Annotated in this window: 19 protein-coding genes and 5 pseudogenes; 10 read left to right on the forward strand and 14 right to left on the reverse strand. The window is 59.4% G+C overall.

Features of this window, described 5'->3' with window-relative positions; translation table 11 throughout:
• Window positions 1–125 precede the first annotated feature (125 nt).
• Both topA and tmk read left to right on the forward strand, forming a co-directional pair.
• Window positions 126–2943 (forward strand): annotated as a pseudogene (topA, locus tag G7066_RS03560) (type I DNA topoisomerase).
• A 3-nt stretch (window positions 2944–2946) separates the two neighbouring features.
• Window positions 2947–3566: pseudogene (gene tmk, locus G7066_RS03565) on the forward strand (dTMP kinase).
• 81 nt (window positions 3567–3647) lie between these two features.
• On the opposite strand, the gene mtnA reads toward tmk, so the two are convergent.
• Together mtnA and purL are read right to left on the reverse strand one after the other, a co-directional pair.
• Window positions 3648–4682: an S-methyl-5-thioribose-1-phosphate isomerase gene (gene mtnA, locus G7066_RS03570; RefSeq protein ID WP_166329157.1), complete on the reverse strand. Its 1035-nt coding sequence runs from the start codon at window positions 4680–4682 to the stop codon at window positions 3648–3650.
• A 38-nt stretch (window positions 4683–4720) separates the two neighbouring features.
• Complete coding sequence (purL, locus tag G7066_RS03575) at window positions 4721–7054, reverse strand: phosphoribosylformylglycinamidine synthase subunit PurL (protein WP_205881516.1); 2334 nt, start codon at window positions 7052–7054, stop codon at window positions 4721–4723.
• Window positions 7055–7216: 162 nt separating this feature from the next.
• On the opposite strand from purL, the gene G7066_RS15215 reads away from it, so the two are divergent.
• Together G7066_RS15215 and G7066_RS03585 are read left to right on the forward strand one after the other, a co-directional pair.
• Complete coding sequence (locus G7066_RS15215; RefSeq protein ID WP_205881517.1) at window positions 7217–8164, forward strand: hypothetical protein; 948 nt, start codon at window positions 7217–7219, stop codon at window positions 8162–8164.
• Window positions 8165–8213: 49 nt separating this feature from the next.
• The gene (locus G7066_RS03585) at window positions 8214–8717 is read left to right on the forward strand and encodes a GNAT family N-acetyltransferase (RefSeq protein WP_166329159.1); all 504 of its coding nucleotides are present in this window, start codon (window positions 8214–8216) and stop codon (window positions 8715–8717) included.
• Here the strand turns inward: G7066_RS03585 and purQ are convergent.
• Genes purQ through G7066_RS03600 form a run of 3 tightly spaced genes read right to left on the reverse strand, consistent with a single transcriptional unit; the run spans window position 8714 to window position 10636 of the window.
• Window positions 8714–9418: a phosphoribosylformylglycinamidine synthase subunit PurQ gene (purQ, locus tag G7066_RS03590; protein WP_166329161.1), complete on the reverse strand. Its 705-nt coding sequence runs from the start codon at window positions 9416–9418 to the stop codon at window positions 8714–8716. The two genes, G7066_RS03585 and purQ, sit on opposite strands and share 4 nt — an antisense overlap.
• Window positions 9418–9687 carry a phosphoribosylformylglycinamidine synthase subunit PurS gene (gene purS, locus G7066_RS03595; protein WP_166331888.1) on the reverse strand — a complete coding sequence of 90 codons (270 nt, stop codon included), beginning with the start codon at window positions 9685–9687 and terminating at the stop codon, window positions 9418–9420. The genes purQ and purS overlap by 1 nt, the downstream gene beginning before the upstream one ends.
• Window positions 9688–9739: 52 nt before the next feature.
• Window positions 9740–10636 carry a phosphoribosylaminoimidazolesuccinocarboxamide synthase gene (locus G7066_RS03600; protein ID WP_166331889.1) on the reverse strand — a complete coding sequence of 299 codons (897 nt, stop codon included), beginning with the start codon at window positions 10634–10636 and terminating at the stop codon, window positions 9740–9742.
• Between the two features lie 183 nt (window positions 10637–10819).
• Between G7066_RS03600 and G7066_RS03605 the strand changes: the two genes are divergently transcribed.
• Window positions 10820–11527: an SRPBCC family protein gene (locus tag G7066_RS03605; RefSeq protein ID WP_166329163.1), complete on the forward strand. Its 708-nt coding sequence runs from the start codon at window positions 10820–10822 to the stop codon at window positions 11525–11527.
• Between the two features lie 8 nt (window positions 11528–11535).
• On the opposite strand, the gene G7066_RS03610 is transcribed toward G7066_RS03605, so the two are convergent.
• From G7066_RS03610 to G7066_RS03635, 8 genes and pseudogenes are all read right to left on the reverse strand, one after another.
• Complete coding sequence (locus G7066_RS03610; RefSeq protein WP_166329165.1) at window positions 11536–12918, reverse strand: MFS transporter; 1383 nt, start codon at window positions 12916–12918, stop codon at window positions 11536–11538.
• 99 nt (window positions 12919–13017) lie between these two features.
• Complete coding sequence (locus G7066_RS03615; protein WP_244303254.1) at window positions 13018–15207, reverse strand: bifunctional salicylyl-CoA 5-hydroxylase/oxidoreductase; 2190 nt, start codon at window positions 15205–15207, stop codon at window positions 13018–13020.
• Window positions 15204–15398, reverse strand: coding sequence for an NAD(P)-binding protein (locus G7066_RS15645; RefSeq protein ID WP_244303255.1), 195 nt, complete (start codon window positions 15396–15398; stop codon window positions 15204–15206). Before G7066_RS15645 ends, G7066_RS03615 begins: the two co-directional genes overlap by 4 nt.
• 30 nt (window positions 15399–15428) lie before the next feature.
• Window positions 15429–17066 (reverse strand): AMP-binding protein, encoded by a 1638-nt coding sequence (locus G7066_RS03620; protein ID WP_166329166.1) that lies wholly within the window; start codon window positions 17064–17066, stop codon window positions 15429–15431.
• A gap of 79 nt (window positions 17067–17145) precedes the next feature.
• Window positions 17146–17607 carry a cupin domain-containing protein gene (locus G7066_RS03625; protein ID WP_166329168.1) on the reverse strand — a complete coding sequence of 154 codons (462 nt, stop codon included), beginning with the start codon at window positions 17605–17607 and terminating at the stop codon, window positions 17146–17148.
• 169 nt (window positions 17608–17776) lie between these two features.
• The gene (locus tag G7066_RS15650; RefSeq protein ID WP_425280761.1) at window positions 17777–18328 is read right to left on the reverse strand and encodes an acyl-CoA thioesterase; all 552 of its coding nucleotides are present in this window, start codon (window positions 18326–18328) and stop codon (window positions 17777–17779) included.
• A 35-nt stretch (window positions 18329–18363) separates the two neighbouring features.
• A pseudogene (locus G7066_RS17315) lies at window positions 18364–18768 on the reverse strand (acyl-CoA thioesterase domain-containing protein); the annotation flags it as partial.
• The gene (locus tag G7066_RS03635; RefSeq protein WP_341873851.1) at window positions 18683–19531 is read right to left on the reverse strand and encodes a fumarylacetoacetate hydrolase family protein; all 849 of its coding nucleotides are present in this window, start codon (window positions 19529–19531) and stop codon (window positions 18683–18685) included. The gene G7066_RS03635 and the pseudogene G7066_RS17315, both read right to left, overlap by 86 nt.
• 182 nt (window positions 19532–19713) lie before the next feature.
• On the opposite strand from G7066_RS03635, the pseudogene G7066_RS03640 reads away from it, so the two are divergent.
• Together G7066_RS03640 and G7066_RS03645 are read left to right on the forward strand one after the other, a co-directional pair.
• Window positions 19714–20094: pseudogene (locus G7066_RS03640) on the forward strand (RidA family protein); the annotation flags it as partial.
• A gap of 183 nt (window positions 20095–20277) precedes the next feature.
• Entirely contained in the window at window positions 20278–21069 is a 792-nt protein-coding gene (locus G7066_RS03645) for a PaaX family transcriptional regulator (protein ID WP_166329172.1), read from the forward strand.
• 28 nt (window positions 21070–21097) lie between these two features.
• Here G7066_RS03645 and purD read toward each other — a convergent pair.
• Window positions 21098–22350 (reverse strand): annotated as a pseudogene (purD, locus tag G7066_RS03650) (phosphoribosylamine--glycine ligase).
• An 88-nt stretch (window positions 22351–22438) separates the two neighbouring features.
• Here purD and G7066_RS03655 point away from each other — a divergent pair.
• The 3 genes from G7066_RS03655 to G7066_RS03665 are packed head-to-tail and all read left to right on the forward strand — an operon-like array spanning window position 22439 to window position 23697.
• Window positions 22439–22900 carry a VOC family protein gene (locus tag G7066_RS03655; protein WP_166329174.1) on the forward strand — a complete coding sequence of 154 codons (462 nt, stop codon included), beginning with the start codon at window positions 22439–22441 and terminating at the stop codon, window positions 22898–22900.
• Between the two features lie 29 nt (window positions 22901–22929).
• A complete protein-coding gene (locus G7066_RS03660; RefSeq protein WP_166329176.1) occupies window positions 22930–23295 on the forward strand; it encodes a sterol carrier family protein in 366 nt (121 codons plus the stop codon).
• Window positions 23296–23337: 42 nt separating this feature from the next.
• Window positions 23338–23697: an MFS transporter gene (locus tag G7066_RS03665; RefSeq protein ID WP_166329178.1), complete on the forward strand. Its 360-nt coding sequence runs from the start codon at window positions 23338–23340 to the stop codon at window positions 23695–23697.
• Window positions 23698–23724: the final 27 nt, after the last annotated feature.

Below are 23724 nucleotides of genomic sequence, written 5' to 3' on the forward strand. Positions count from 1 at the left end.
CAGACTGTGTATCGTGACGGTGCGGCCTCAGTTAATGAGCCCACGCCGGGGCTTCGGCCGCGATTATCGCATCGAACGTCCAAAGCGTCGTAGACATTGAACCTGTTGAACCCAGAAGGAGTCCCGTGGAGGGCACGAAGAAGCTTGTCATCGTGGAGTCGCCGACAAAGGCGAAAACCATTGGTGCGTACCTCGGCAATGATTATCAGGTCATTGCCTCGGTGGGACACGTGCGTGACCTCGCGGAACCGTCTGAGCTGCCGACGGACCTGAAAAAGGGCCCCTTTGGCAAGTTCGCTGTAGATGTTGAGAATAACTTCGCCCCCTACTACGTCGTAAACGACAACAAAAAGAAGACCGTCTCTGAACTGAAGCGCGCGCTCAAGGATGCGGATGAACTCTGGCTCGCAACTGATGAGGACCGTGAGGGAGAAGCCATCGCGTGGCACCTGCTTGAGGTACTGAAGCCGAAGGTGCCTGTTCGTCGAATGGTGTTCCACGAGATCACTAAAGAAGCTATTGAGCAAGCGAAGCAGAACACTCGTGATCTCGACACCGCTCTCGTTGACGCGCAAGAAACCCGCAGGATTCTTGACCGTCTCTACGGCTATGACATCTCCCCCGTGCTGTGGCGCAAGGTCGCTCCGAAGTTGTCCGCCGGGCGTGTACAGTCTGCCGCCACGCGACTCGTTGTTGATCGTGAGCGTGAGCGTCTTGCGTTCCGCTCTGCGGAATACTGGGATCTGCTCGCAACGTTCCAACCAAATGGTGGGACTGGCTTCGAAGCGAAGCTTGTTCGGCTCAATGAGCAGCGGCTCGCGACTGGCGGGGATTTTAACGATGACGGTGCCCTCAAAGATAAGGCAGCAAAGGCAGGCGTGATCCTGCTGGGTAAGGATCGTGCGCAGAGCCTCGCTGCCCTGCTTTCCACGAATGTGCCAGCCAAGGTGCTGTCGGTAGAAACAAAACCACACACTCGACGCCCAGCAGCTCCGTTTACAACTTCGACGCTTCAGCAAGAGGCCTCTCGTAAGCTTCGCTACAGCTCGCGGCAAACGATGTCTTATGCGCAGTCGCTGTATGAAAACGGCTACATCACTTATATGCGTACCGATTCCCCGACGCTGTCTCAGCAAGCAATAACCGCAGCACGGGCGCAGGCCGCCGCGCTTTACGGTGCTGAAACCCTGCCTGAGAAACCGCGTGTGTACACCGGCAAATCCAAGGGGCTCAGGAAGCGCACGAGGCTATCCGGCCGGCAGGAGACACCTTCCATAAACCAAGCTCGCTCAAGGGCAAGCTGAACGGCGGGGAATTCTTACTGTACGAACTCATTTGGAAGCGCACAGTGGCCAGTCAAATGGCAGATGCGAAAGGTTCGACCGACACGGTCACCCTCGGTGCGCAAGTGCAAGAAGCAGGCGTATCAGGACAAACCGACGCTGAATTTACCGCAAGTGGTACCGTCATCACCTTCCCAGGATTCCTGCTCGCCTATGAAGAGGGCAAAGACGAAAAGCGCGGCGCTTCAGAGGAAAACGTCACGCTGCCCCAGCTCAGCAACGGTCAGAAGCTTGCCATTAACGACCCTGAGGCAAAGGGCCACGAGACGAGCCCACCACCGCGTTACACCGAGGCAAGCCTTACGAAGCGCCTGGAAGAGCTCGGCATCGGTCGTCCGTCGACGTACGCGGCGATCATCAGCACCATCATGGACCGCGGTTACGTGACCAAAAAGGGTCAAGCCCTCGTACCGAGCTGGATCGCATTCTCGGTTGTTCGTTTACTTGAGGAACACTTCAGCGAACTTGTTAATTATGACTTCACCGCTGAGATGGAGAGCGACCTCGACCAAATCGCTGCGGGCGAAACTGACCGCAGTTCGTGGCTGAGCGCCTTCTATTTCGGCAGTGATGATCACCCTGGACTGCGAGGCGTCGTTGATAACCTGGGCGAGATTGACGCTCGCGCCATCAATACGATCAAGATCGACGACGAGATATCTCTACGAAACGGTAAGTACGGTCCGTTCCTTGAAGTGTTTGACGAGAAGTGTGAGGTCGGTGAAGATGGCGCGCTCAAGCCGCGCAGCGTCAATATTCCAGATGGGCTTGCCCCCGACGAGCTGACCCCGAGAAGGCCCACGAGCTAGCTGATGCCGAGCCGGCAGAAGATCGCGTAGTGGGTATCCACCCCACAACGGGCAAAACCATCATTGCCAAAAATGGTCGTTTTGGGCCCTACGTCACTGAACTTCTCGCCGAAGGGGAAGAACTGCCAAAGGGACAGAAGCCTCGAACCGCCTCACTTTTCAAGAGCATGGATCCTGCAACGGTCGATCTAGATACGGCTGTCGCGCTGCTTGATCTGCCACGCGTGGTGGGCAAAGATCCTGAGTCTGATGCCGAAATTACGGCTCAGAACGGCCGGTACGGCCCTTACTTGAAGAAGGGGACCGATACTCGTACATTGCCCACAGAAGACGCAATCTTCTCGATTGACCTTGCCGGTGCCCTCGAACTACTTGCTCAGCCAAAATACGGTGCCCGCAAGGCTGCATCCGCGCTTAAGGAGTTCGATGCTGATCCGGTGAGCGGTAAGCCGGTGAAGGTTAAGGACGGCCGCTTCGGCCCGTACGTGACCGATGGTGAGACAAACGCGACGATCCCGCGCGGTGACAGTGTCGAAGACATTACCTTCGAACGAGCAACCGAGTTGCTCGCGATCAAGCGGGCTAAAGGTCCTGCGAAGAAGAAAACTCCCGCCCGTAAAGCAGCAGCAAAGAAAAAGCCCGCGACCAAGAAGCCAGCTGCGAAGAAGCCGATCGCCGCGAAACCTCGTGCGGAGCGTACACCCGAGCAGAAGGCGGCCACAGCCGCTAAACGTGCAGCTACAATCGCGGCAAAGAAGGCCGCTGCCGCGGCCACAGCCGCGGGTGAGTGACGCATGAGCGGGCTCTTTATTACGCTGGAGGGTGGAGACGGTGCTGGGAAATCCACCCAGGCAGAGATGCTTGCCGGATGGCTCAGCGAGCGCGGTCATGAAGTAGTGCGCACGAGGGAGCCCGGCGGCACGTCCCTCGGCATTGAACTGCGGAAGCTGCTGCTGCATGGGGAGAGGTATCTCCGCGCGCGGAGGCACTGCTCTACGCAGCAGATCGCGCTCAACACGTCGCGACCATCGTGCGCCCGGCGTTAGAGCGTGACGCTGTTGTTGTGCAGGATCGCTACATTGATTCGTCGCTTGCTTACCAGGGAGCCGGACGAGTGCTCGACGTCGAAGACGTTCGCGGGATCAGTGAGTGGGCGACCGAAGGGCTGCTGCCCGACCTCACCGTACTGCTAGATATCGACCCAGTAGAAGGTACGGCGCGTCGAGAATCGCGTGGAGGGTCTGACGACCGTTTAGAAGCAGAAGCGATTGAGTTTCATCAGGCTGTGCGCGAGGGCTTCCTGGGGCTCGCGAGGCAGGATCCTGATCGCTTCCTCGTGCTTGATGCGACTGCTCCGGCAGACGAGATTCATGCGCGACTACTTGCAGCGGTGTCTCCGCTTCTCCCGCGCTAGTACAGCCCCTGTAAACGCGTCCCAGCACTATGGTTACTCAAAATGCTGGGACGCGTTCACCGGCAGGGAGACTAGCCCTGCTTAGGAAATCGCGGGAAAGAGCGGTTGATTCTCTGTAGCTGGCTCGACCACACTGCGCTCCGTCACAATTGCTGAGATCAGGTCATGCGGTGTTACGTCGAATGCCGGGTTGAAGGCGCGCACGCCCTCTGCGGCAGCGCGAACCCCAGCGAACTCGAGAACTTCAGCATCTGACCGCTCTTCGATCTCGATCTCGTCTCCCGTGGGAGTTGCCTCATCGACGGTGGAGTACGGTGCAGCAACGACAAACGGGATGCCTTTGCGTTCGCAGGCAAGTGCCAGCGCCACGGATCCAACCTTGTTGGCGGTGTCGCCGTTCGCGGTGATTCGATCGGCACCGATTACTGCAAAGTCAACGAGGCCGCGCAGGATGGTGCTTGCAGCGGCACCATCGACCTCAACCAGGTGCGGGATTCCGTCGTTTTTGAGCTCCCAACTGGTGAGGCGGGTTCCCTGCAGCAGCGGGCGTGTCTCGTCCACGTACACAAGCTCCAGGCGTCCGCGCAGGTGCAGTTCGTGCAGAATGCCGTATGCCGTACCCCAAGCGGTTGTCGCGAGTGCTCCGGTATTGCAATGGGTTACCGCGCGCAGGGGCCGGTCGCCAATCTTAGCGAGAAGCCAGTCTGCGCCGAGTCGTGAAAGTTCGCGGTTTGCCTGTTCGTCTTCTCGGCCGACGGCGTGAGCTTCGGCGAGAACTCGTTCGAACCCCTCGGCCACAAACTGCTCGGCACGACGTGCGCCCCAGGCGAGATTGACCGCGGTGGGGCGAGCATTCGCGACCGCGTCGATGTTCTGTTTCACCTCATCAACCGACCACCCTTTGCGCGCACCCTCGTGCAGCGCGAGTGCAACCCCGTAGCCTCCGGAGGTGCCAAGAGCGGGAGCGCCGCGCACCGCGAGGCGCTGAATTGCGTCGATCAGCGCTTCAACGGTCGACACCTCAAGATAGGTTTCTGACCCCGGAAGCAGCGTCTGATCGAGCAACCGAATATGCGACTCGGTTCCTGCATCGATCCATTCGATTGCGCGCACCATAATTATTTGCTCCCCTTGAAATGTGTGGTGATAGAAAACTACTCGGCGACGACCGGGCCAAAACGGGCCGGGAGTGTCTCACTCGAGGCGGCCCCGAGTTCCGCGAGTGGTAGTGTAAAGCGATCCTGCACCTCGATCGCAGCCTCAGCCCCAGCGCCATCGGTCACGCCGATGCGCAGCACGGGGAAGTCACGACCCGAGCACAGCCCGCGGAACTTCACCTCTTCTTCGTGGGGCACAGCAACGAGCACACGCGCCTGCGACTCCGAGAACAAGGCAGCGGTCTCATCAACCCCGTCGCGCGACATGATCTCGTCGATCCACACGCGCGCTCCCACACCGAAGCGCAGCGCACCATCGGTCAAAGCCTGTGCTAGGCCTCCCTCGGAGAGGTCAACGGCCCCTGACAGCAACCCACCCTGTGCGGCAGCGTGCAACAGTTCGGCGAGCGCGCGCTCGGCAGCAAGATCTGCGATGGGCGGGCGGCCACCGAGGTGGTCGTGCACAGTTTCGGCCCAGGCAGAGCCGTCGAGTTCGTCGCGGGTCACACCGAGCAGGTAGAGGTGCTCGCCCTGATCCTGCCAGCCACTCGGCACACGGCGTGCAACGTCGTCGATGATGCCAAGCACACCAACAACAGGGGTCGGGTGGATCGGAGTGTCGCCGGTCTGGTTGTACAGCGAAACGTTGCCGCCGGTGACCGGCACCTCAAGCGCGAGGCAGGCGTCCGAGAGCCCCTCGACCGCGCGCGAGAACTGCCACATGACCTCGGGGTTTTCGGGGCTGCCGAAATTGAGGCAGTCGGTGACGGCAGTAGGCACCGCACCCGAGGTGGCGACGTTGCGGTACGCCTCTGCGAGGGCGAGCTGTGATCCGACAAAGGGATCAAGCTGGCAGTAACGGCCGTTGGCGTCGGTTGCGATTGCGACGCCGAGCCCACTCTCCTCATCGACGCGGATCATGCCAGCGCCGTCAGGGAAGGAGAGTGCGGTGTTTCCGAGCACGTACTTGTCGTACTGGTTTGTGATCCAGTCGACCGAAGCTTGGTTCGGTGACGCCGCGACCGCAATCATCTGCGCACGCAGTTCTTCGCCGGCCGTTGCACGGGCGAGCCCGGCCGCATTGACCGAGTCAGCCTGCAGTGCGTCGATCCAAGTTGGGTAAGCAACAGGGCGCTCGTAGACGGGACCGTCGACCGCGACGGTGGAGGGATCGACGTTCACGATCTCCTCGCCACGCCAGTTGATGATCAAGCGGTTCGTGTCGGTCACCTCACCGAGCACACTCGTCTCAACATCCCACTTCGCCGTGACGGCCAAAAAGGCCTCAAGCTTCTCGGGGGCCACAACTGCCATCATGCGCTCCTGGCTCTCCGACATGAGGATCTCCTCAGCGGTGAGCGAGGGGTCGCGCAGCAGCACACTGTCGAGCTCGATGAACATGCCACCGTCGCCGTTCGCGGCGAGCTCCGAGGTTGCGCATGAGATGCCGGCCGCGCCGAGGTCTTGAATGCCCTCAACCAATTCTGCGTGGAACAGCTCAAGGCAGCACTCAATGAGCACCTTTTCGGCGAAGGGATCGCCAACCTGCACGGCTGGACGTTTGGTCGGCCCGCCCTCGCTGAAGCTATCTGAAGCGAGGATCGACGCACCGCCGATGCCGTCGCCGCCCGTGCGGGCACCAAACAGAACGACCTTGTTGCCGAGACCCGAGGCGTTGGCGGTGTGCAGATCTTCGTGACGCAGCACACCAACACCTAGCGCGTTGACGAGCGGGTTTGCCTGGTACACCCTGTCAAACACCGTCTCGCCGCCGAGATTCGGAAGACCGAGGCAGTTTGCGTACGACGAGATGCCGGAGACAACGCCGTGCACCACGCGGGCTGTGTCGGGATCATCGATCGCACCAAAACGTAGCTGATCCATGACGGCTACCGGGCGCGCACCCATCGAGATGATGTCGCGAATAATGCCGCCGACACCCGTTGCCGCCCCCTGGAACGGCTCGATGTACGAGGGGTGGTTGTGGCTCTCGACCTTGAATGTCACCGCCCAACCCTCGCCAATATCGACCACACCGGCGTTTTCGCCCATGCCGACGAGCAGGCGCTCTTTCATCTTCTCGTTGACCTTCTTGCCGAACTGGCGCAGGTACATCTTTGACGACTTGTATGAGCAGTGCTCCGACCACATCACTGAGTACATGGCGAGCTCTCCCGAGGTGGGACGACGGCCCAGGATCTCGCGGATGCTCAAGTACTCGTCCTCCTTGAGCCCGAGCGCACCGTACGGCTGCTCCTTCTCGGGAGTTGCTGCCGCGTCGGCAACAGTGTCAGGGCGGGGACCGGTAATGGTTGCGCTGGATTCAGTCACGCTCGATGTGCTCCGTTGATCTAGGCGGGGATCGGGCGGCTCGCGCCCGTGCGATTGCCATGGGCTGCGAGCCGAAAGTACTGCTCCAGTCTACGCGGGAATTGCTGTTGCTTTTTGCTTCTGAAAGTAGCGATTCCCAGCAGAACACGAAAGACTGAACGCATGAGTGACTTGAACACACCGACACCACACTCGGAGACGCCAGCGCCGACGCAAGCTGCTCCGGCCTCTGCCGCCCCGGCAGCTCCTACGGCCCCAGCTTTGCAGCCGCCTCTCACAGGCGCACCGTTGCCGTCTCAGACGGATTCTGCAAAGAGCCCACGCAAGCTGCCGATGTTTTTGAAGATCAGCATTGTGCTGCTTGCGGCGCTGACGCTCGCTTCGATCTCGCTGCTGTTTATTGGTGATTTTGAGGGTAAATTTGAGCGGGTTTTCTCGACCTTCGCGCTCTTTGCTGTCTTTGTGCTGCTCACGGCATTCGACACGCGTCGCCAGCAGAAATCAGAGTGGTACGCTCCCGTTGCGCTGGTCGCTAATGCCTACATTCTGGGTGTGCTGCTCACCGTTATCTGGATGACAAAGTTTGACTACTTCTCGCTCCTTTTTGAGATCTTCTGGAAATCTGTCTTTGTCATCTTGGTGACTCGGCTCGTGATTCTGTGCTGTCAGTTGCTGCTGAATATGGGTGCGAAGGTAAGCGCTGTCGTGACCCGGTTCGCTTTTGTGACGAGTGCGTTTGCAGTGCTGTCTGGCATTCTCTTCACAGCACCGGTTGCTATCGACGCCTTCGATCTGTACATTCCCGATGTCTACTGGAAGATTGCTACGGCAATGCTGATATTGACCGCTCTGGGACTCTCCATCACGCTTCTGTTGCGCTGGTCCGCTGGATCAGAAGAGCGTGAAGCTACGCGAGCTCAGCAGCGTCAGTTCGCGAACCAGATGCCTTACTCTGCGGTTCCCGCGCAGTCGTTCCCGCAGGTCCAGCCGCTGCAGGCCGCCCCTGCGCCTCAGCAGACACCAAATCTGCTGCCGTGGCCTACATTCGCTGATGGGCGTCCGCTGCCCATGGGACCAGACGGTCAGCCGGACTTTTCGGTTCTGGGCTAAGTGTTCATATGGCCCCGCGGCTATCGGCCGCGGGCCATATGCTTCTACGGTGAGCAATCCCTTGAATATCCGACGCGTTCGGCCAGAAGAGTACCCGTCCGTAGGTGAGCTTGTGCGAGCAGCCTACGAGAGTGAATATTTGCTTGAATCCGACTACCTCGACGAAATTGAGGATGTGGCTGGTCGAGACTCCGTCTCTCAGGTGCTCGTGGCAGAAGAGGGCGGCAAGATTCTTGGCTCCGTCACAATCCCTCACGAGGGCGAGCGATTGCTGTCTAGCAGCGCATCTGATGAGATGGACGTGCGGTTGTTAGGGGTCTCTGGAGGCGCCCGCGGAAAAGGTGTTGGTGAAGCGCTAATGAGGTACGTTGCCAGCGTTGCTCAGGATCGCGGCTTGTGTCGATTGGTTCTCCATACCGGCGATCAAATGGTCAAGGCGCACCGACTCTACGAACGCCTCGGTTTCCAGCAGATCCCTGAGCGGGAATTCACGATCGAGACGATCAGCGGTACGCGCCGAATCATTTCGTATGGGCTCGAAATCGCGAGCTAGACCTTCTGTGCGAGCGCCTGCATGGCGCTCGTGAAGAATCGCAGGCCGTCGAGCCCGGAGCGCATCGCAGCGGGAGTGTCAGGCCCGAAACCTGGCTCGACCGCGTGTTCTGGGTGGGGCATGAGACCTACGACGTTGCCGCGCTCGTTCGTAAGCCCCGCAATGTCGTTGAGTGACCCGTTCGGATTGACACCCGCGTAGCGGAAAGCAATCAGGCCTTCACCCTCGAGGCGCTTCAGGGTTTCGTCGTTGGCAATGTAGCCGCCATCGCCGTTCTTCAGCGGAATGACGATTTCTTCACCCTGCTCAAACTCGCTCGTCCATACCGTGCGGTTGTTCTCGACGATCAGTCGCTGATCACGGCGCACAAACTGCTGGTTTGAATTGCGGATCAGTCCGCCGGGAAGCAAGTGTGACTCAACGAGCACCTGAAAGCCGTTGCAGATGCCGAGTACGGGCATGCCAGCGTTAGCAGCGGCAATCACCTCCGTCATGATCGGTGAAACAGCAGCGATGGCGCCGGGACGCAGGTAGTCGCCGTAGCTAAACCCTCCGGGGAGCACAATCGCGTCGACACCCTGGAGATCATGATTAGCGTGCCACAGTGCTACGGCCTCGGCATCAGCTAGACGGATCGCGCGTTGCGCATCGCGGTCATCAAGTGAACCGGGAAACGTGACAACTCCGATGCGGGGTGCCATTACGCGTCCACCCCAACGGGTGCACCATCAACGGTGATCGATACGACGTCTTCGATGACTGCGTTTGAGAGCGTCTCGTCTGCTACCTTGCGGACCTCCGCGAGCACTGCATCCGTCACGTCGCCGTCAACGGTGAACTCGAAGCGCTTTCCGATGCGCACATTCTGAAACTTACCGTGACCGAGGCGATCCAGCGCTCCGGTGGTTGCCTTGCCCTGTGGGTCAAGCAGTTCGGCCTTGGGCATGACATCTACAACAATCGTGGGCACCGGTTCTCCAAATCCGTAGAAAGTGAGCAGGCTCATTCTAGCCTGTGTGAGATCAAGCCCATGTTTCACCGGTGAGTCGGGTATACAACTCGCGGTAGCGTTCCTGGGTCTGGGCCACAATTTCTTCCGGGAGCACGGGAGGAACGCCCTGCTGATCCCAGTTGCTGCGCAGCCAGTTGCGCACAATCTGCTTGTCGAACGACGCGAGTCGTTCCTCCCCGCTCAGAGCCGCATCGAAGTACACACTCGCGTCCCAGTAGCGCGAGGAATCGCTCGTGAGCACCTCGTCTGCGAGCAGCAGATCACCCGTTTCAGGATCTCGCCCAAACTCAAATTTTGTATCGGCGAGGATCACGCCGCGCTCTGCAGCGAGGTCACGTGCCGCAGCGAAAATTCGCGTGGAAGCATCGCGCAGTGCGGCGGCTACCTCGCGGCCAACGAGTTCAACGCTGCGTTCAAAAGAGATGTTTTCGTCATGTTGCCCGAATGGTGCCTTGTATGCGGGGGTATAGATGGGGGTTTCGAGCAGGTCTCCGTCTTCGATTCCGGGCGGCAACTCAATTCCGCACACGGCTCCCGTTTGCTGATACTCCAAGAACCCCGAACCGGTAAGTGCGCCTCGCACGACACACTCGATGGGATACATCTTGAGGCGGCGGGACAACATTGAACGATCCGCAACCTCGCTGGGAACCGTGGGTGCACTCTTGGAGTCGGCCAAGTGATTCGGCATATCTATGCGCGAAAACCACCAGTTAGATAGTTTCGTCAGTAGGGCTCCCTTGCCCGGGATCGGGGGTTCGAGCACGAAGTCAAATGCGCTGACGCGGTTGCTCGCAACCACCAGAAGGGTGTCGTCGGGGCCTTCAACGGGCACATAGAGATCTCGCACTTTGCCGGAGTAGCTGTGCGTCCAGCCACGGAGCTCGGGTGCAGTGGGCAGGGGCATGGCTGAGGAAGTTTGCGGCACCCATTCATTCTTGCACTTCGGTGGCGGACAATTGGATCATTTCCGTCTCGACATTCCCACTCGGATAGGGCTAGTTGTCAGAGGAGAGGATTAAGGTCTTAACGTAAGACAGGGGGCTGAGTTGCAAGGGTCCTCAACTTACGAAACTTGCACAGTTCTGAAGTGTCATCCGAAAGGGGAGCAATGATCCCGTTGGGACCAGTGGTAGCCCGCAGTAAAGCGCGTGCTGCCCGAGCTGCGGTATGGCAATATCTGGTTGACCCTGAGCGCCGAAAAGTGTGGTGGCCCGAGTTGCGACTCGACCCGCGAGTGGGCGGAGCCGTCTCGGAGCGCTGGGCCGAAACTAGCGGAGACTCCCAGGTGAGCCGCGATGCCTCGGGCGAGGTGGATGTTCTCGTTGAGGGGCACGCTATTGGTTTTCGCTGGAGCGAGGCTGGGGATGAACACTCGACAGCGGTACTCGTGACACTGCGTTCGAGTGGGCCGAACACCGGAATAACTGTCACCGAGACTGGGTTTGACGCGCTCTCTTCACCCGCCGAGAGCGCCGCCGCCTCGCAGGAAGGGTGGCACGTGCTGCTTGGTGACTTGGTTGAGGCTGTTGAAGCTGCGGTCGCTTCGGGTGCGTACTCTGAAGACGCGGTCGAACCGGTTGAGGTCGTTCGGCCCGTCGAAGTCCTTGAGCCTGAGCTCGAACCCGCTCCTGAACTCGAACCCGCTCTTGAGCCCGAAATCCTTGAAGACGAGCCGGAACAACCCGCCGACGAGCTCAAGTCTGAACCCGCCGACGAGGCGAATGAGGGTGAAAACGATACTGATCCTGAAGAACCCAACTTCGATGATCTGATCCGAGGGTCGCAGACTAACTAGTCGAGCGCCTACTGTGTCGCTCGAGGATCCTCGAACGGTGTCTTACGCGGAATCAATGCCACGGCAAAGGCTGCGACGAGCGCCACGATACCGAAAGTGATGAAGTTCCATTCGGTACTCACCTGCATTGAAGACAGCCAGCCGCCCACGACCGGACCGAGGATCGCGCCGACGCGCGCGAAGCTGAGTGCCCAGCCTGTGGCGGTTGCTCGCATGAAACCCGGGTAATAGTCGGCGATGTATCCAGTTAGCACGAGCGATGTTGAGATGGATCCCACCCCGGCGAGACCCACAAGGGTCATCGTCAGGAACAGCGAGTGCGGGAACATCATCAATACACACGCGGCTCCGCCAACGAGGTAAAACACAATCAACACTGAACGCTGTCCGAAGCGGTCGGCGAGTGCGCCAAGGATAAGTCCGCCGACCGCTGCCGACAGGCTGAACACCAGTAAGAACGTGAGCGCCTGTCCCATTTCATAGCCAGCCTCGCGCATCACGTTTGGCAGCCAATTGTTGAGACCGTAGACGAGTAGCATGCCGCAGAAAAGTGCAATCCAAAGTGGGATCGTTGAACTTAGATACCGCAGTGAGAACAGTAGGGACAATACCCTCTGCCAAGGAGCCTGCGTCGAAGCGCTCTCCTTTGGTGCTGGCGCAACTGGGTCGTAGGGCGTAATTTTGAGTTTTTCCGCGAGTTTCTTTGCCCGATCCTGCAGACCGCGAGCTTCCAGGGACTCCAAGGATTCCGGTAAGAATATGGCGATGACGGGGATCAATAACACAGGAACTGCACCGAGGCCCACGATCCAGCGCCAGGCGTCTTGGTTTTCGACGAGCACGGTATCGCCGATCGTTGCTGGGAACTGCGCAAAGACCGCGGTACCCACGAGCGCTGCGGCAACGATGCCGAGTGAGTATGCAGAGAACATGATCCCGTAGTTCAGAGAGCGACGTTTCGGTTCGGAGAATTCAATGGTCATTGCGGCCGCTACGGGGATCACGCCGCCCATGCCGAGCCCGCCGATCAATCTGTAGAGCCCAAACATGTCGGGGGTTGTTGCGAACGCGGCCCCAAGCTGGGTGAGTGTGTACAGCGCCATCGAAACGAGAAGCATGTTCTTGCGGCCGAATCGATCGCTGAGTGTGCCGATAACGAGGGCACCGATCAACATGCCGACGAGCGCGTATGCGGCGAGGCCACCGAGTTGCAGCGGATCTGGCGGACCCCACGGCGCATAGGTTTTGAGCGCCGGGATGATCACTCCCAGTACGCCAATGTCGTAGCCCTCAGAGAGCGTCGCGAGCCAGCAGCAGATGAGAACGCCGAGAGTGACTCTGCGCGGAACGGGCCAGTGGGTTGCGGGGGCGGTTTTTTCAGTGGTAGACATCGTTGTCTCCTTGTGTCGGAACCGTTGTGGTGACAGGCAGGTTCGCCAGTGTCCGTCGACTAGTTTGGGGCCGTCGACAGACACTGGCGGTCGTAAGTTTTAGACGTTGACGGTGCTGCCGTACACCGCGGGTGTCCAGCGACGGTGCGGGTACTCGTGGCTCGCTTGCGGATCACGAATCAGCGACAGCCTGGGGCGGATCGCGTCGGTGCGTGAGCTCGGCGGCTTACGTGATCCTGCCCGGTACTGGGGAATCCACTCGGCACCTTCGCCGCGGTATCCAAGGTCCGCCGCCGCATGCAGGGTCCAGTGCGGATCAAACAGATGCGTTCGACCAAGTGCCACGAAATCCGCGCGACCCGCGACCAGGATCGAGTTCACATCGTCGTAGGACGAGATCGCCCCGACCGCAATCACGGCGACGCCAGCGGCTTCGGCAACTCGGTTGCGGATCGCGTCTGCAAACGGTGTCTGGTAGCTGCGGCCGAAGACGGGTTTCTCCTCTGACGTGATCTGACCCGAGGAGACATCGATTGCATCTGCGCCGTGCTCAATAAATGCCCCTGCAATTGCGACCGCGTCATCGATGGTGTTGCCGCCCTCGATCCAGTCAGTTGCCGAAAGGCGCACGGTGAGAGGGCGCTCAGCTGGCCAGGCGGCGCGCACCACGTCGAACACCTCCAGCGGGTAGCGGAGGCGGTTTGCGAGGCCGCCACCGTATTCGTCGCTGCGTTTGTTAGAGATGGGCGACAGGAAAGATGAGAGCAAGTAGCCATGTGCAGCATGCACCTCAAGCAGGTCAAAGCCAGCAGCCGCTGCTCGTTTGGTTGCCGCTACAAACTCATCGCGCACCTGATCCATGTCGTCCCGATCCATTTCGCGCGGTGTCTGGTTTGCCGAGCTGTACGGGATTGCTGAAGCAGAAACGAGAGGCCAGTTGCCATTTTCGAGGGGTTGATCGATGCCCTCCCACATGACGCGCGTGGATCCCTTTCTGCCAGAGTGGCCGAGCTGAACTCCAATCTTCGCGGTGGAGGTGTCGTGCACATAGTTGACGACGCGTGACCATGCAGTGCCCTGCTCATCTGTATAGAGCCCGCTGCAGCCCGGTGTGATGCGTCCTTCCGATGAGACACAGACCATTTCGGTCATGACAAGTCCGGCACCCCCTGTGGCGCGGGAACCTAGGTGTGCGAGGTGGAAGTCGCCGGGCAGTCCGTCGATCGCTGAATACATATCCATCGGTGACACGATGATGCGGTTCTTTAGCTGGAGCTGCCCAATGCTGTGCGGCCGGAACAGTGGGGGTTCATCTTCGGTGCGGCCTGGGCCAGCAGACTCAAGCACGCGCTTCGCAAACTCAGGATCGCGCAAGCTAAGGTTCTCGAGGGTGATGCGACGACTGCGCGTCAGGAGGTTGAACGCAAACTGCAGAGGATCCTGACCTGCGTACTGGCCAATGTTCTCGAACCACTCCATCGCTGCCTGCGCGGCGCGCTGCAGTGAGGCGGCAACCGGGCGCCGCTCGGTCTCGTAAGCAGTGAGGGCCGATTCGAGTGTCGAGTTCTCGTGAATGCAGGCTGCGAGCGCGAGAGCATCCTCCATTGCGAGCTTGGTGCCCGAACCGATCGAGAAGTGTGCGGTGTGTGCTGCATCGCCTAGGATGACGAGGTTTTGGTAGTGCCATGCCTCCGCGCGCACCACCTGGAAGTTGATCCATTTCGAGTTGTTCGCGAGGGTGTCCGCTCCATCGAGAATGTCGGCGAAGTAGTGCTTTATCTTGGCGATTGCCTTTTCGTCGCTGACCCCGGGAGGAAAGATCTCGTTTTCGGTCTCGTCAAAACCCGCGGCGCGCCATACATCCTCGTGCATCTCGATGAGGAAGGTGCTGCCCTTGTCAGAGTAAGGGTAGCCGTGCAACTGCATGACACCGTGGGGAGTGTTTTGCACGTCGAAGGTGAATGCCTCAAACACGCGGTCGGTGCCGAGCCAGATGTACTTGTTGACGCGGCGATCAAGAGTGGGCTTGAAGTGCTCTGCGAACTGGGTGCGCACGAACGAGTTGAGGCCGTCGGCGGCTAATACGAGGTCGTAGTCGCGCATGAGGTCGGCGGCATCAGGGGCGAGTGTGCTGAAGTGGATCTTCACTCCGAGTTCTTGGCAGCGATCCTGCAATAACATGAGTAATTCTTTGCGGCCCATGGCAGCAAATCCCTGGCCGCCGATTGTAAAGGTTTCGCCGCCAAAGCGAATGTCGATGTCGGTCCAGCGAGCAAACTGCTCGCTCATTCGCTGAGCGATGACGGGATCGGCGTTTTCGATCCCCCGAGGGTCTCGTCGCTAAACACGACGCCGAAGCCGAACGTGTCGTCTGCAGCGTTGCGTTCCCAAATGGTGATGTCGTGGCTGGGGTCCAGCTGCTTCATGAGTGCGGCGAAGTACAGCCCACCGGGGCCGCCGCCAACAATTGCTACTCGCATGATGTTCTCCTTAGATTGTTGGGAAAGAGTTCAGTGAGTTGAAACGGTCGCCAGTTCGGCGGCAACCCGGTCACGCAACACAAAGTGCTGAACTTTTCCACTGGGGTTTCGGGGCAGCTCGTCGACAAAGTCGATGCGCCGGGGGCACTTGTAGATCGCCAAGTTCTCTTTCACGTGTGCCTTAATCGACTCTGTGATCTCTTCAGATTCGGCGACACCGTCGCGCAGCACCACAAAGGCGTTAACGATGACGCCCCTGGCTGGATCCGGTCGCCCAATCACGGCGCACTCAAGCACCTCGGGATGTGTTTCCACAACCTCTTCGACCTCGGGAGCACCGATGTTGTACCCGGCCGCGATGATCATGCTGTCGGTGCGTGACTGATAGAAAAAGTAGCCGTCCTCGTCCATCAAGTAGGCGTCACCGGTCACGTTCCAGCCGTTCACCACGTAGTTCTTCTGGCGTTCATCATTGAGATAGCGGCACCCGGTTGGGCCAACCACGGCGAGCCGTCCAACCTGGCCGGGTGGCAACTCATTACCGTCATCGTCGAGCACCGTGGCTCTGTACCCAGGGACCGCTTTGCCGGTGGCGCCTGGACGAATGTCATCGCCCGCAGCCGAGATAAACACGTGCAGCATTTCCGTTGATCCGATGCCATTCACGAGTTTGAGGCCAGTTGCCTGCCGCACGGCTTCGAACGTTTCCTTGTTCAGGTGTTCGCCGGCTGATACGGCGACACGCAGCTTCGCAAGCTCACTCGCTTTGCCTTCTTTAAGGGCGGTGCGGTAGCCCGTCGGGGCCGTGTAGAACACGGTAACCCCAAAATCTGTGATGAGGTCAGCGAGTTCCATCGGGCTCGCTTTTTCAAGAATGACCGAGCTGCCTCCTGTGCGAAGCGGAAACACGACGAGCCCGCCAAGACCAAAAGTGAAGGCGAGCGGTGCGGTGCCAGCCGTCACGTCCTCTGGTGTGAGTTTCAGGATGTGTTTAGCGAAAGTGTCTGCGTTCGCGAGAATATCGCGGTGAAAGTGCATGGTGACTTTGGGCTCACCCGTTGTACCCGATGTGGCACCGAGCAGTGCCACGTCGTCGGCTGCCGTTTCAACGGCCGCGAATTCGCCACTCTTGGTCGCGCACGCAGCCATGAGTGTGTCATCGTCACCACCCAGGACTGCGATAGGGGTGCTGCCAAAGACCTCCGACATCTTCGACATTGCTCGATGGTCGATGATGGCTACATTGGGGAGCAGCTTTTTGGCAACGTTACGCACCTCGCGCTTGCGCCAGGCGACCATGGTCGTTGCGACAATGCCGCCCGCCTTTATGATGCCGAGCCAGCAGGCGACGGTCCAGGCGTTGTTGGGGGAGCGAAGCAACACTCGATTGCCGGGTATTAGGCCGTAGTCTTCAGTGAGTACCTGGGCGACCTGGTTGGCGCGCTTTTGTAGATCGCCGTAGGTCCAGGTCTCGGCACCCGGCACGCGAATGGCAAGATTGTCGCCACCAAACTTGCGCACGCCCTCATCGATGAGTTCTTCGGCGGCGTTGAGCTTGGTGGGGTACTGAAGCTCAGGAAGTGAAAATTCGAAGTTTGGCCAGCTGGCCTGCGGTGGGAGTGATTCTCGAGCGAAGTGGTCAGTGTAACCGGATGGGGAAAGCTCCATTGCTTATCCGTGCTTCCTAATAGATGTGCAGGTCTCTAATGGGGTGGTTGGTCGGCCTCAGGAAAGGCCGACCAACGCGCTATGCGCGGCGGTATCCCTCAAGCTCCGAGTCGGCGACATCAGGCAGGTCGAACACGATGTTGTCGGGGGTGCGGGCGGTCAGCCAGATGAGTTCGTCGGTTACCGACATATTGACTTCAACGTGGGGCATGAACGGGGGAACCCACACCCAGTCGCCAGCCTTCATGTCGACATAGGTTCTGAAGCCCTCGCCAAAGTAAATGCGACCATGGCCGCGCAGCACGTAGCCGCCTGTTTCTGCTTCACCGTGGTGATGGGGTAGGGAGCGGTATCCTGGCTTGTTTGAAACCTGACCGAACCAGATCTTGGTGGCTTCGGTGTGCTGCGGGCCTACGCCAGTGACCCGAATGCAGTCTCCCGAAGACAGCGTCCGGGTGTCTTCTTCGCCCGAACGGGTGACCTGGGGAACCTTGTCCCAGCGCAGATCTTGCTCGGCAACAACCGCTGAAGGTGATGACATATTTACTCTCCTTTGAATTGATTACTGGTGGTGAACGCTCAAAACGAGACAGGTCTCTTCGGTGAGGTGAAAATTATCCCGCTTATGTCATTATGGTGACGTTCGTTACGTTGAACGTATATTGAAGATTACCTCTGCGACGTTCGGGTGTCAAAGGAAAACCTAAAATTTATGCATGCCGGATCATGCCCTCCTGTAGAACTGTTGCGACAAGGTCGCCCTGTTCTGAGTAGAAGCGACCAAGGTTGAGGGCTCGACCCCCCTGTGCCCCGGCGCTTTCCTGTGCATATAGGAGCCACTCGTCGGCTCGCGCGGGCTGGTGGAACCACATGCTGTGGTCGAGGCTTGCCGTGACGAGCCCGGGGGAGGACCAGTTCAGGCCGAGTGCTCGCAGTGAGGGCTCGAGGATTGTGTAGTCGCAGACGTAACTGAGGGCGATCTGCTGTGTGCGTGCATCGTCGGGTAGCTTGTCGAAGGCACGGATCCAGACCCCCTGCTCGGGCGCATTTTCTGACGAATTTGTGTACACGGGATTGGGTGCATGGCGTATGTCGAAGCTGCGGCCGCGCGACCAGTAGTCACCCTCGGGTGAGGATCCCGCATTGCGTGCGTCGAGATAATCGGCGGAGCTTGGGAGGGTGCCCGGTGTTGCGTAGTTAGGTGCTGTGGGGCGTAGCTGTTCCCTGTCTCGGGGGCCTGAAACGAGGCCGTGGTAATAAATACCACCTTGCCGCCCTGGTAACCCCGTACGTGGCGCGTTGAGTAGCCGCGACCGTCGCGCAGCAACTCAACCTCGTAGCGCACGGGCTCGCCGATTTCGACGGGGCGCAAAAAGGAGCTGTGTAGTGAATGCAACCCGCGATCATCGCCGATTGTCGCGATCGCGGCGGCGGCGGCCTGAGCTACGGAATCGCCCCCGTAAGCCTTTGGCCACGGTACGTACTGCGGCATGGCGGTGAATGCTCGATCAAACACCTCTGGCTGTGTTTCTTTGAGTTGGATCGCCGCGAGGAAGCGTTGTGAATCGGCGCGATTCTCGCGGGTGATTGGGGGGTGGCTCATCTTGTTCTCCTTTTTACACTGACTCGCTGCTGGGTAACCGCATCCGGTTGCGCAGTGTGCCAATGCCTTCGATGTGTGTGGTGAGAACCTCACCGTCATGCAGCCAGCGCTGCGGATTCCTTCCCAATCCCACCCCACCCGGAGTCCCAGTCAGCACGATATCGCCGGGCCTGAGTATGGTGAACTGGGACACATAGGAGATAAGGGTGGCTGAGTCAAACACGAGTTCTCGTGTGTTGCTCAGTTGCACGACCTCACCGTTAATATCTGCGCGGATCTCGAGCCCGTCTTTCGGGGAGATCTCGTCGGCCGTCACAATGAACGGACCGAGAGGTGTGGTGTTATCCCAGGCTTTGCCCTGGAACCACTGCAGTGTGCGGGATTGCCAATCCCGAGCTGACACGTCATTGGAGGTTGCATAACCCAGGATCGCGTTTGCCGCCTCGGCGGGAGTGGCGCGCTGAACCGGGGAGCCAACGATAACCGCGAGTTCGGCCTCCCAGTCAACCTTGTGCGACCCGGTGATCGTGATGTCGGCATCAGGGTCGGTCAGTGTGTCGGCGAACTTTGCGAACAGTGTTGGGAATATCGGGATCTCGCGCTTCGCCTCGATGATGTGGTCGTGGTAGTTCAGGCCGCAGCACACGATCTTGGCTGGGTGCTGAACCGGGGTGAGCATTGTGGCCTTATCTTCTGCGATGCGTTGGCCTGTGGTGCGCGCGACATCAATCCCGTTTCGCCAATCGGGGTTGGCTACGAGCGCGCCGACATCCGCAGCATCAAGCAGAATCCAACTGTCGCCTTCGCGCAGGGCGGCCCTGGTTTGTTTGTTGGGCAGGCTAAGTGTTCCTAAGTGCATCATTGCTCCGAAAGGTAGGTGGGGTGGGGTTTTGAGGGTGCCGCAAATCAAACCGCGCGAAAACACCCCAAGTATGTCAGAATGTTCACGAACGTCACAAGTGCGAGATGTGTATCTCAATTGATTCGGGTTCAGAGAATCCGTCACCATGAAAAGGAGACAGTGTTGTCCACACAGGTCATTAACCCCCGCAGCTCTGCAAGCCTGTTGGGTTTGCTCACGGAGTGAAAGCCGGTCCCTTCGTGTACCTTGGCGGGCAAACCGCGCTTGATGCTGACTACAAGATTGTTCCAGGCGGGATCATCGAGCAGTTCGTGCAGGCTTTCGGTAATGTGCTTGCCACTCTCGAGCACGCTGGAGGTAAGCCGAGCGATCTCGTTGACGTGACCATCTACCTCACTGACGTGGAGGACTACCAGCGAAACGGCCGCGAGATCGGTAAGCTGTGGCGTGAGATGGCGGGCACGGAGTACCCGGCAATGGCGGGTATCGGCGTGACGAAGCTGTGGCAGCCCGAGGCGCTGATTGAGATCCAGGGTGTTGCCTACATCGCCGGTGAATCATAGAAGGTTGGTCTGCGCCGACATTCTGACCACACGCCGCGGGGCACGATCTCAAGGCTAGCTGTTTCTGAAATGATCACATCTGGACGACTGGGTTCAAACGTAGCGAGCCCAGTGGGTTGAACTCCCGGTGAAATCAAGCAGAACAGGACGCCAATGAGTCCCAGTACTTCAAGGACACTCCTTGTGACTCTGATTGGCGCGTTCGCGAGGCGGACCGGAGACTGGTTGTCAATCAAGGGCGTTGTCGGACTACTTGAAGAACTAGGTATTGACGACTCAAGTACACGCACCGCAGTTTCCCGTTTGAAGAAGAAGGGGTGGCTCGCTCCCGAAAAACGCGATGGCAGAAGCGGTTATCGACTCACTGAATTGGCAAAACAGTCATTCGCCTCTGGAGACGCGGTGATCTGGCACGCTCGGCAGCCCGCGCGCCTTGAAGATGGCTGGTGTATCGCGACATTCTCGGTGCCTGAGCAGCAACGGGCCAAACGACATCTGCTGCGCTCTCGCCTCGCGGCTCTAGGATTTGGCAACGTCGGTCAAGGATCTTGGATCGCCCCAGCCCGCATGGCGGCAGATGCACTTGAAATCATCGACGGGCTTGGGCTGACGGACTACACCAACATTCTGGTTGGACGTCATGCGGGTGGGCAGGATCTCGCCCGTATGGTTCGCGAGAGCTGGGATCTTGAAACGATTGAAGCGGGATACCGTAACTACATTTCTCGACATCAGCTTGGCTTCCAGGCGCTGTTGAGGCAGTTTGACGGTGATGTGCCTCCGCGTGAGAGCTACATTCACTACCTTCGTGCCCTAGACGACTGGCGCGTGCTGCCGATGCGCGATCCAGGTTTGCCGCGAGAGTTGCTCCGAAGCGATTGGCCGGGAGATCCTGCAACGAAGCTTATCGAGGAGATTGTGATGCAGCTCGAAGATTCCGCTCTCGTGTTCGTGCGTGAGGCACTTGGGAGCTAGTCGTCGTTCTCTTAGTGGAGCTGGCTGGCTAGGCTACACGAGCCGCGATATCGGTTCGGTTCTGCGAGCCCTCAAGTTTGATCTTGTCAACCGCCTCATAAGCGCGAGAGCGAGCCTCGGCGAAGTCCGTACCGCGCGCCACAACTCCGAGCACACGGCCACCGGTTGCGATCCACTCGCCGTCACTCCCGCGGGCGGTCGCGGCATGCACAGTGTGAACACCGGGCACCTGAGCAGCCTGGCTCAGTCCGCTGATCACCCGGCCAGCCGTAACCTTGCCGGGATAGCCTTCGCTGGCGACTACCACGATAACCGCGGGATCCGTGGCGAACTCCGGCTCAGGCTGCTCGGCGAGCGCTCCGGTTGCTGCCGCCAGCAGATACTGGCTGAGAGGAGACTTGAGCCTCGCGAGAACAACCTGGGTTTCGGGGTCGCCGAAGCGTGCGTTGAACTCGATAACCCTGACGCCGTTCTCCGTGACAATGAGACCGCAATAGAGCAGTCCGATAAAAGGAGTCCCCTCGGCCTCAAGCTGACGGATAGTTGGAATTGCGACGGTGCGTGTGATCTCTTCGACGAAGTCTGCGGCCACCCAGGGGAGCGGTGAGTATGCTCCCATACCCCGGTGTTTGGGCCTTCGTCGCCGTCGAAGATTCGCTTGTAGTCCTGTGCCGGACTGAGGGCGACAACATCGTGTCCGTCAGCGAAGAAAAAAAGTGACACCTCTTGGCCGTCGAGAAACTCTTCTACAAGCACGTCACCGTAAGGTGACCATGTCGCAACGTGGTCTAGCGCAGCCTCCCGATCCGTTGTGACCAGCACTCCCTTGCCCGCGGCGAGCCCATCAGCCTTCACGACGTAGGGAGCACCAAAGTCGTCAAGTACAGAGCCCGCTGTTTCGGCGGAGTCCACACGCGCGGCGCGGCCTGTTGGCACACCGGCAGCATCCATGATGCGCTTTGCGAACGCCTTTGATCCTTCAAGAGCCGCCGCATCCTGATTTGGACCGAACACCGGAATGCCGGCGGCCCGCAGCGGGTCCGCAACCCCGGCTACGAGTGGCGCCTCGGGGCCGATGACCACAAGATCGAAGCCGCGATCCTGAACGAACGCCGCCACTGCCTCGGGATCTGTATACGCAAGCTCGGGTGTCTCCACCCCGCTCGCGGCGATGCCTGCATTACCGGGGGCGCACACAACTTCGTGGGCCGCCTCCTCGGAGAGCAGGGAAAGAACAATGGCGTGTTCGCGGGCACCGGGGCCCAGCACGAGTATCTTCACCGCTCCAGAATACTGGTTTGTGTCGGTGAGTGTGGATAGCGCGTTGGTCACCTCCATAAGTGGCGGTCTGCCGCATTATGATGGGGATATGGCGCTCTACTGGAAGCTTGTCATTGATTGCGGTGATCCGAACGTGCTCGCCGATTTCTGGGCGGCTGCGTTGGAGTACCTGGTTGAAGATCCGAGCGCCCTTATCGCGCAGCTGCGTGCCGCAGGTCAATTGCCCGACGCGGCCGTCGTTGACTATGGCGGTGGGCAGCGATTTGCTGGGCTTGCTGCGATCCGCCATCCCGAAGATCCTTTTGACGAGCTCAGTGACGTCGGGCATGGGCGAAGACTTCTGTTCCAGGAGGTTCCCGAGAAGAAAATCGTAAAAAACCGTCTGCACATTGATGTGCACGGCGGCGACGGTTCGCCTGAGTCGCTTGAAACCCTCGTAGAGCGGCTCGAGAGGCTTGGTGCTGAGCGAGTGAAACTGGTCGATCAGGGTCCTGCGGGGCGCTGGTGGGTTATGCACGATCCTGAAGGAAACGAGTTCTGCGCTGCCTAACAGCGCCACGATTGGTAGGGGCTGTACAGTTGGCAAAACGCAAGATTTCGATCGAAGACGGGCAGGCTGCGTTAGCAGCGGTTGTCGCAGGGGGCAGTGGCCGCAGTAGCTTGGCTACCGCAGTGCGTTTTCTGCTTGAGGATCTCGCTGAGCTTGCACCCGGAAATTCCGTTGAGGTGAGGGTGCCACCCTTTGGTGCAACACAGTGTGTTCCCGGGCCGCGGCACACTCGTGGCACGCCTCCCAATGTGATCGAGATGGATCCTGAAACCTGGATCGCGCTTGCTACTGGGACGTTGGATTGGAATGAAGCGCTGACCTCGGCACTGGTGGTGGCTTCGGGATCGCGAGCCAATCTTGATGGGTTGTTGCCATTCGCACGCCCTCGTGTGTGATGGCTGTTCGTTTGCCCAGCTGTAAGCTGCGAGAATAGGGGTATGAGTATGTCTGATCCCGCGGCTGAACCGGTCGAATCTGCTGATTTCGACGGCGAAGAAGTTGCGCAGGAGCCCATCGTTGTGGAGTCTGAGATCGAGGTGACCCTGCAGCGTTCCGTGCGAGTTGGTCGGGTCATTATTGGCGCCGCCATCGTCGGGGGTGTGGTTGCCGCGCTGGCGGCACTGTTCTTCCCGATCGACGAGAAGGCCGACTACACGATGGGTCAGGTCATGGGATTTTCGGCCTTGATTGGGATCGCAGCTGGGCTGGGCATTGGCGCTCTGCTCGTGCTGATTCTGAATGCCGCAGCAAAACGGCGACGCGGTACCGGGGTCGCTATCCAGTCTGACGTGCGATAATCGCACTATATCCGATCGAACGGAGTC

Origin of the sequence: Leucobacter coleopterorum (assembly GCF_011382985.1) — a bacterium.
Classification (GTDB): domain Bacteria; phylum Actinomycetota; class Actinomycetes; order Actinomycetales; family Microbacteriaceae; genus Leucobacter; species Leucobacter coleopterorum.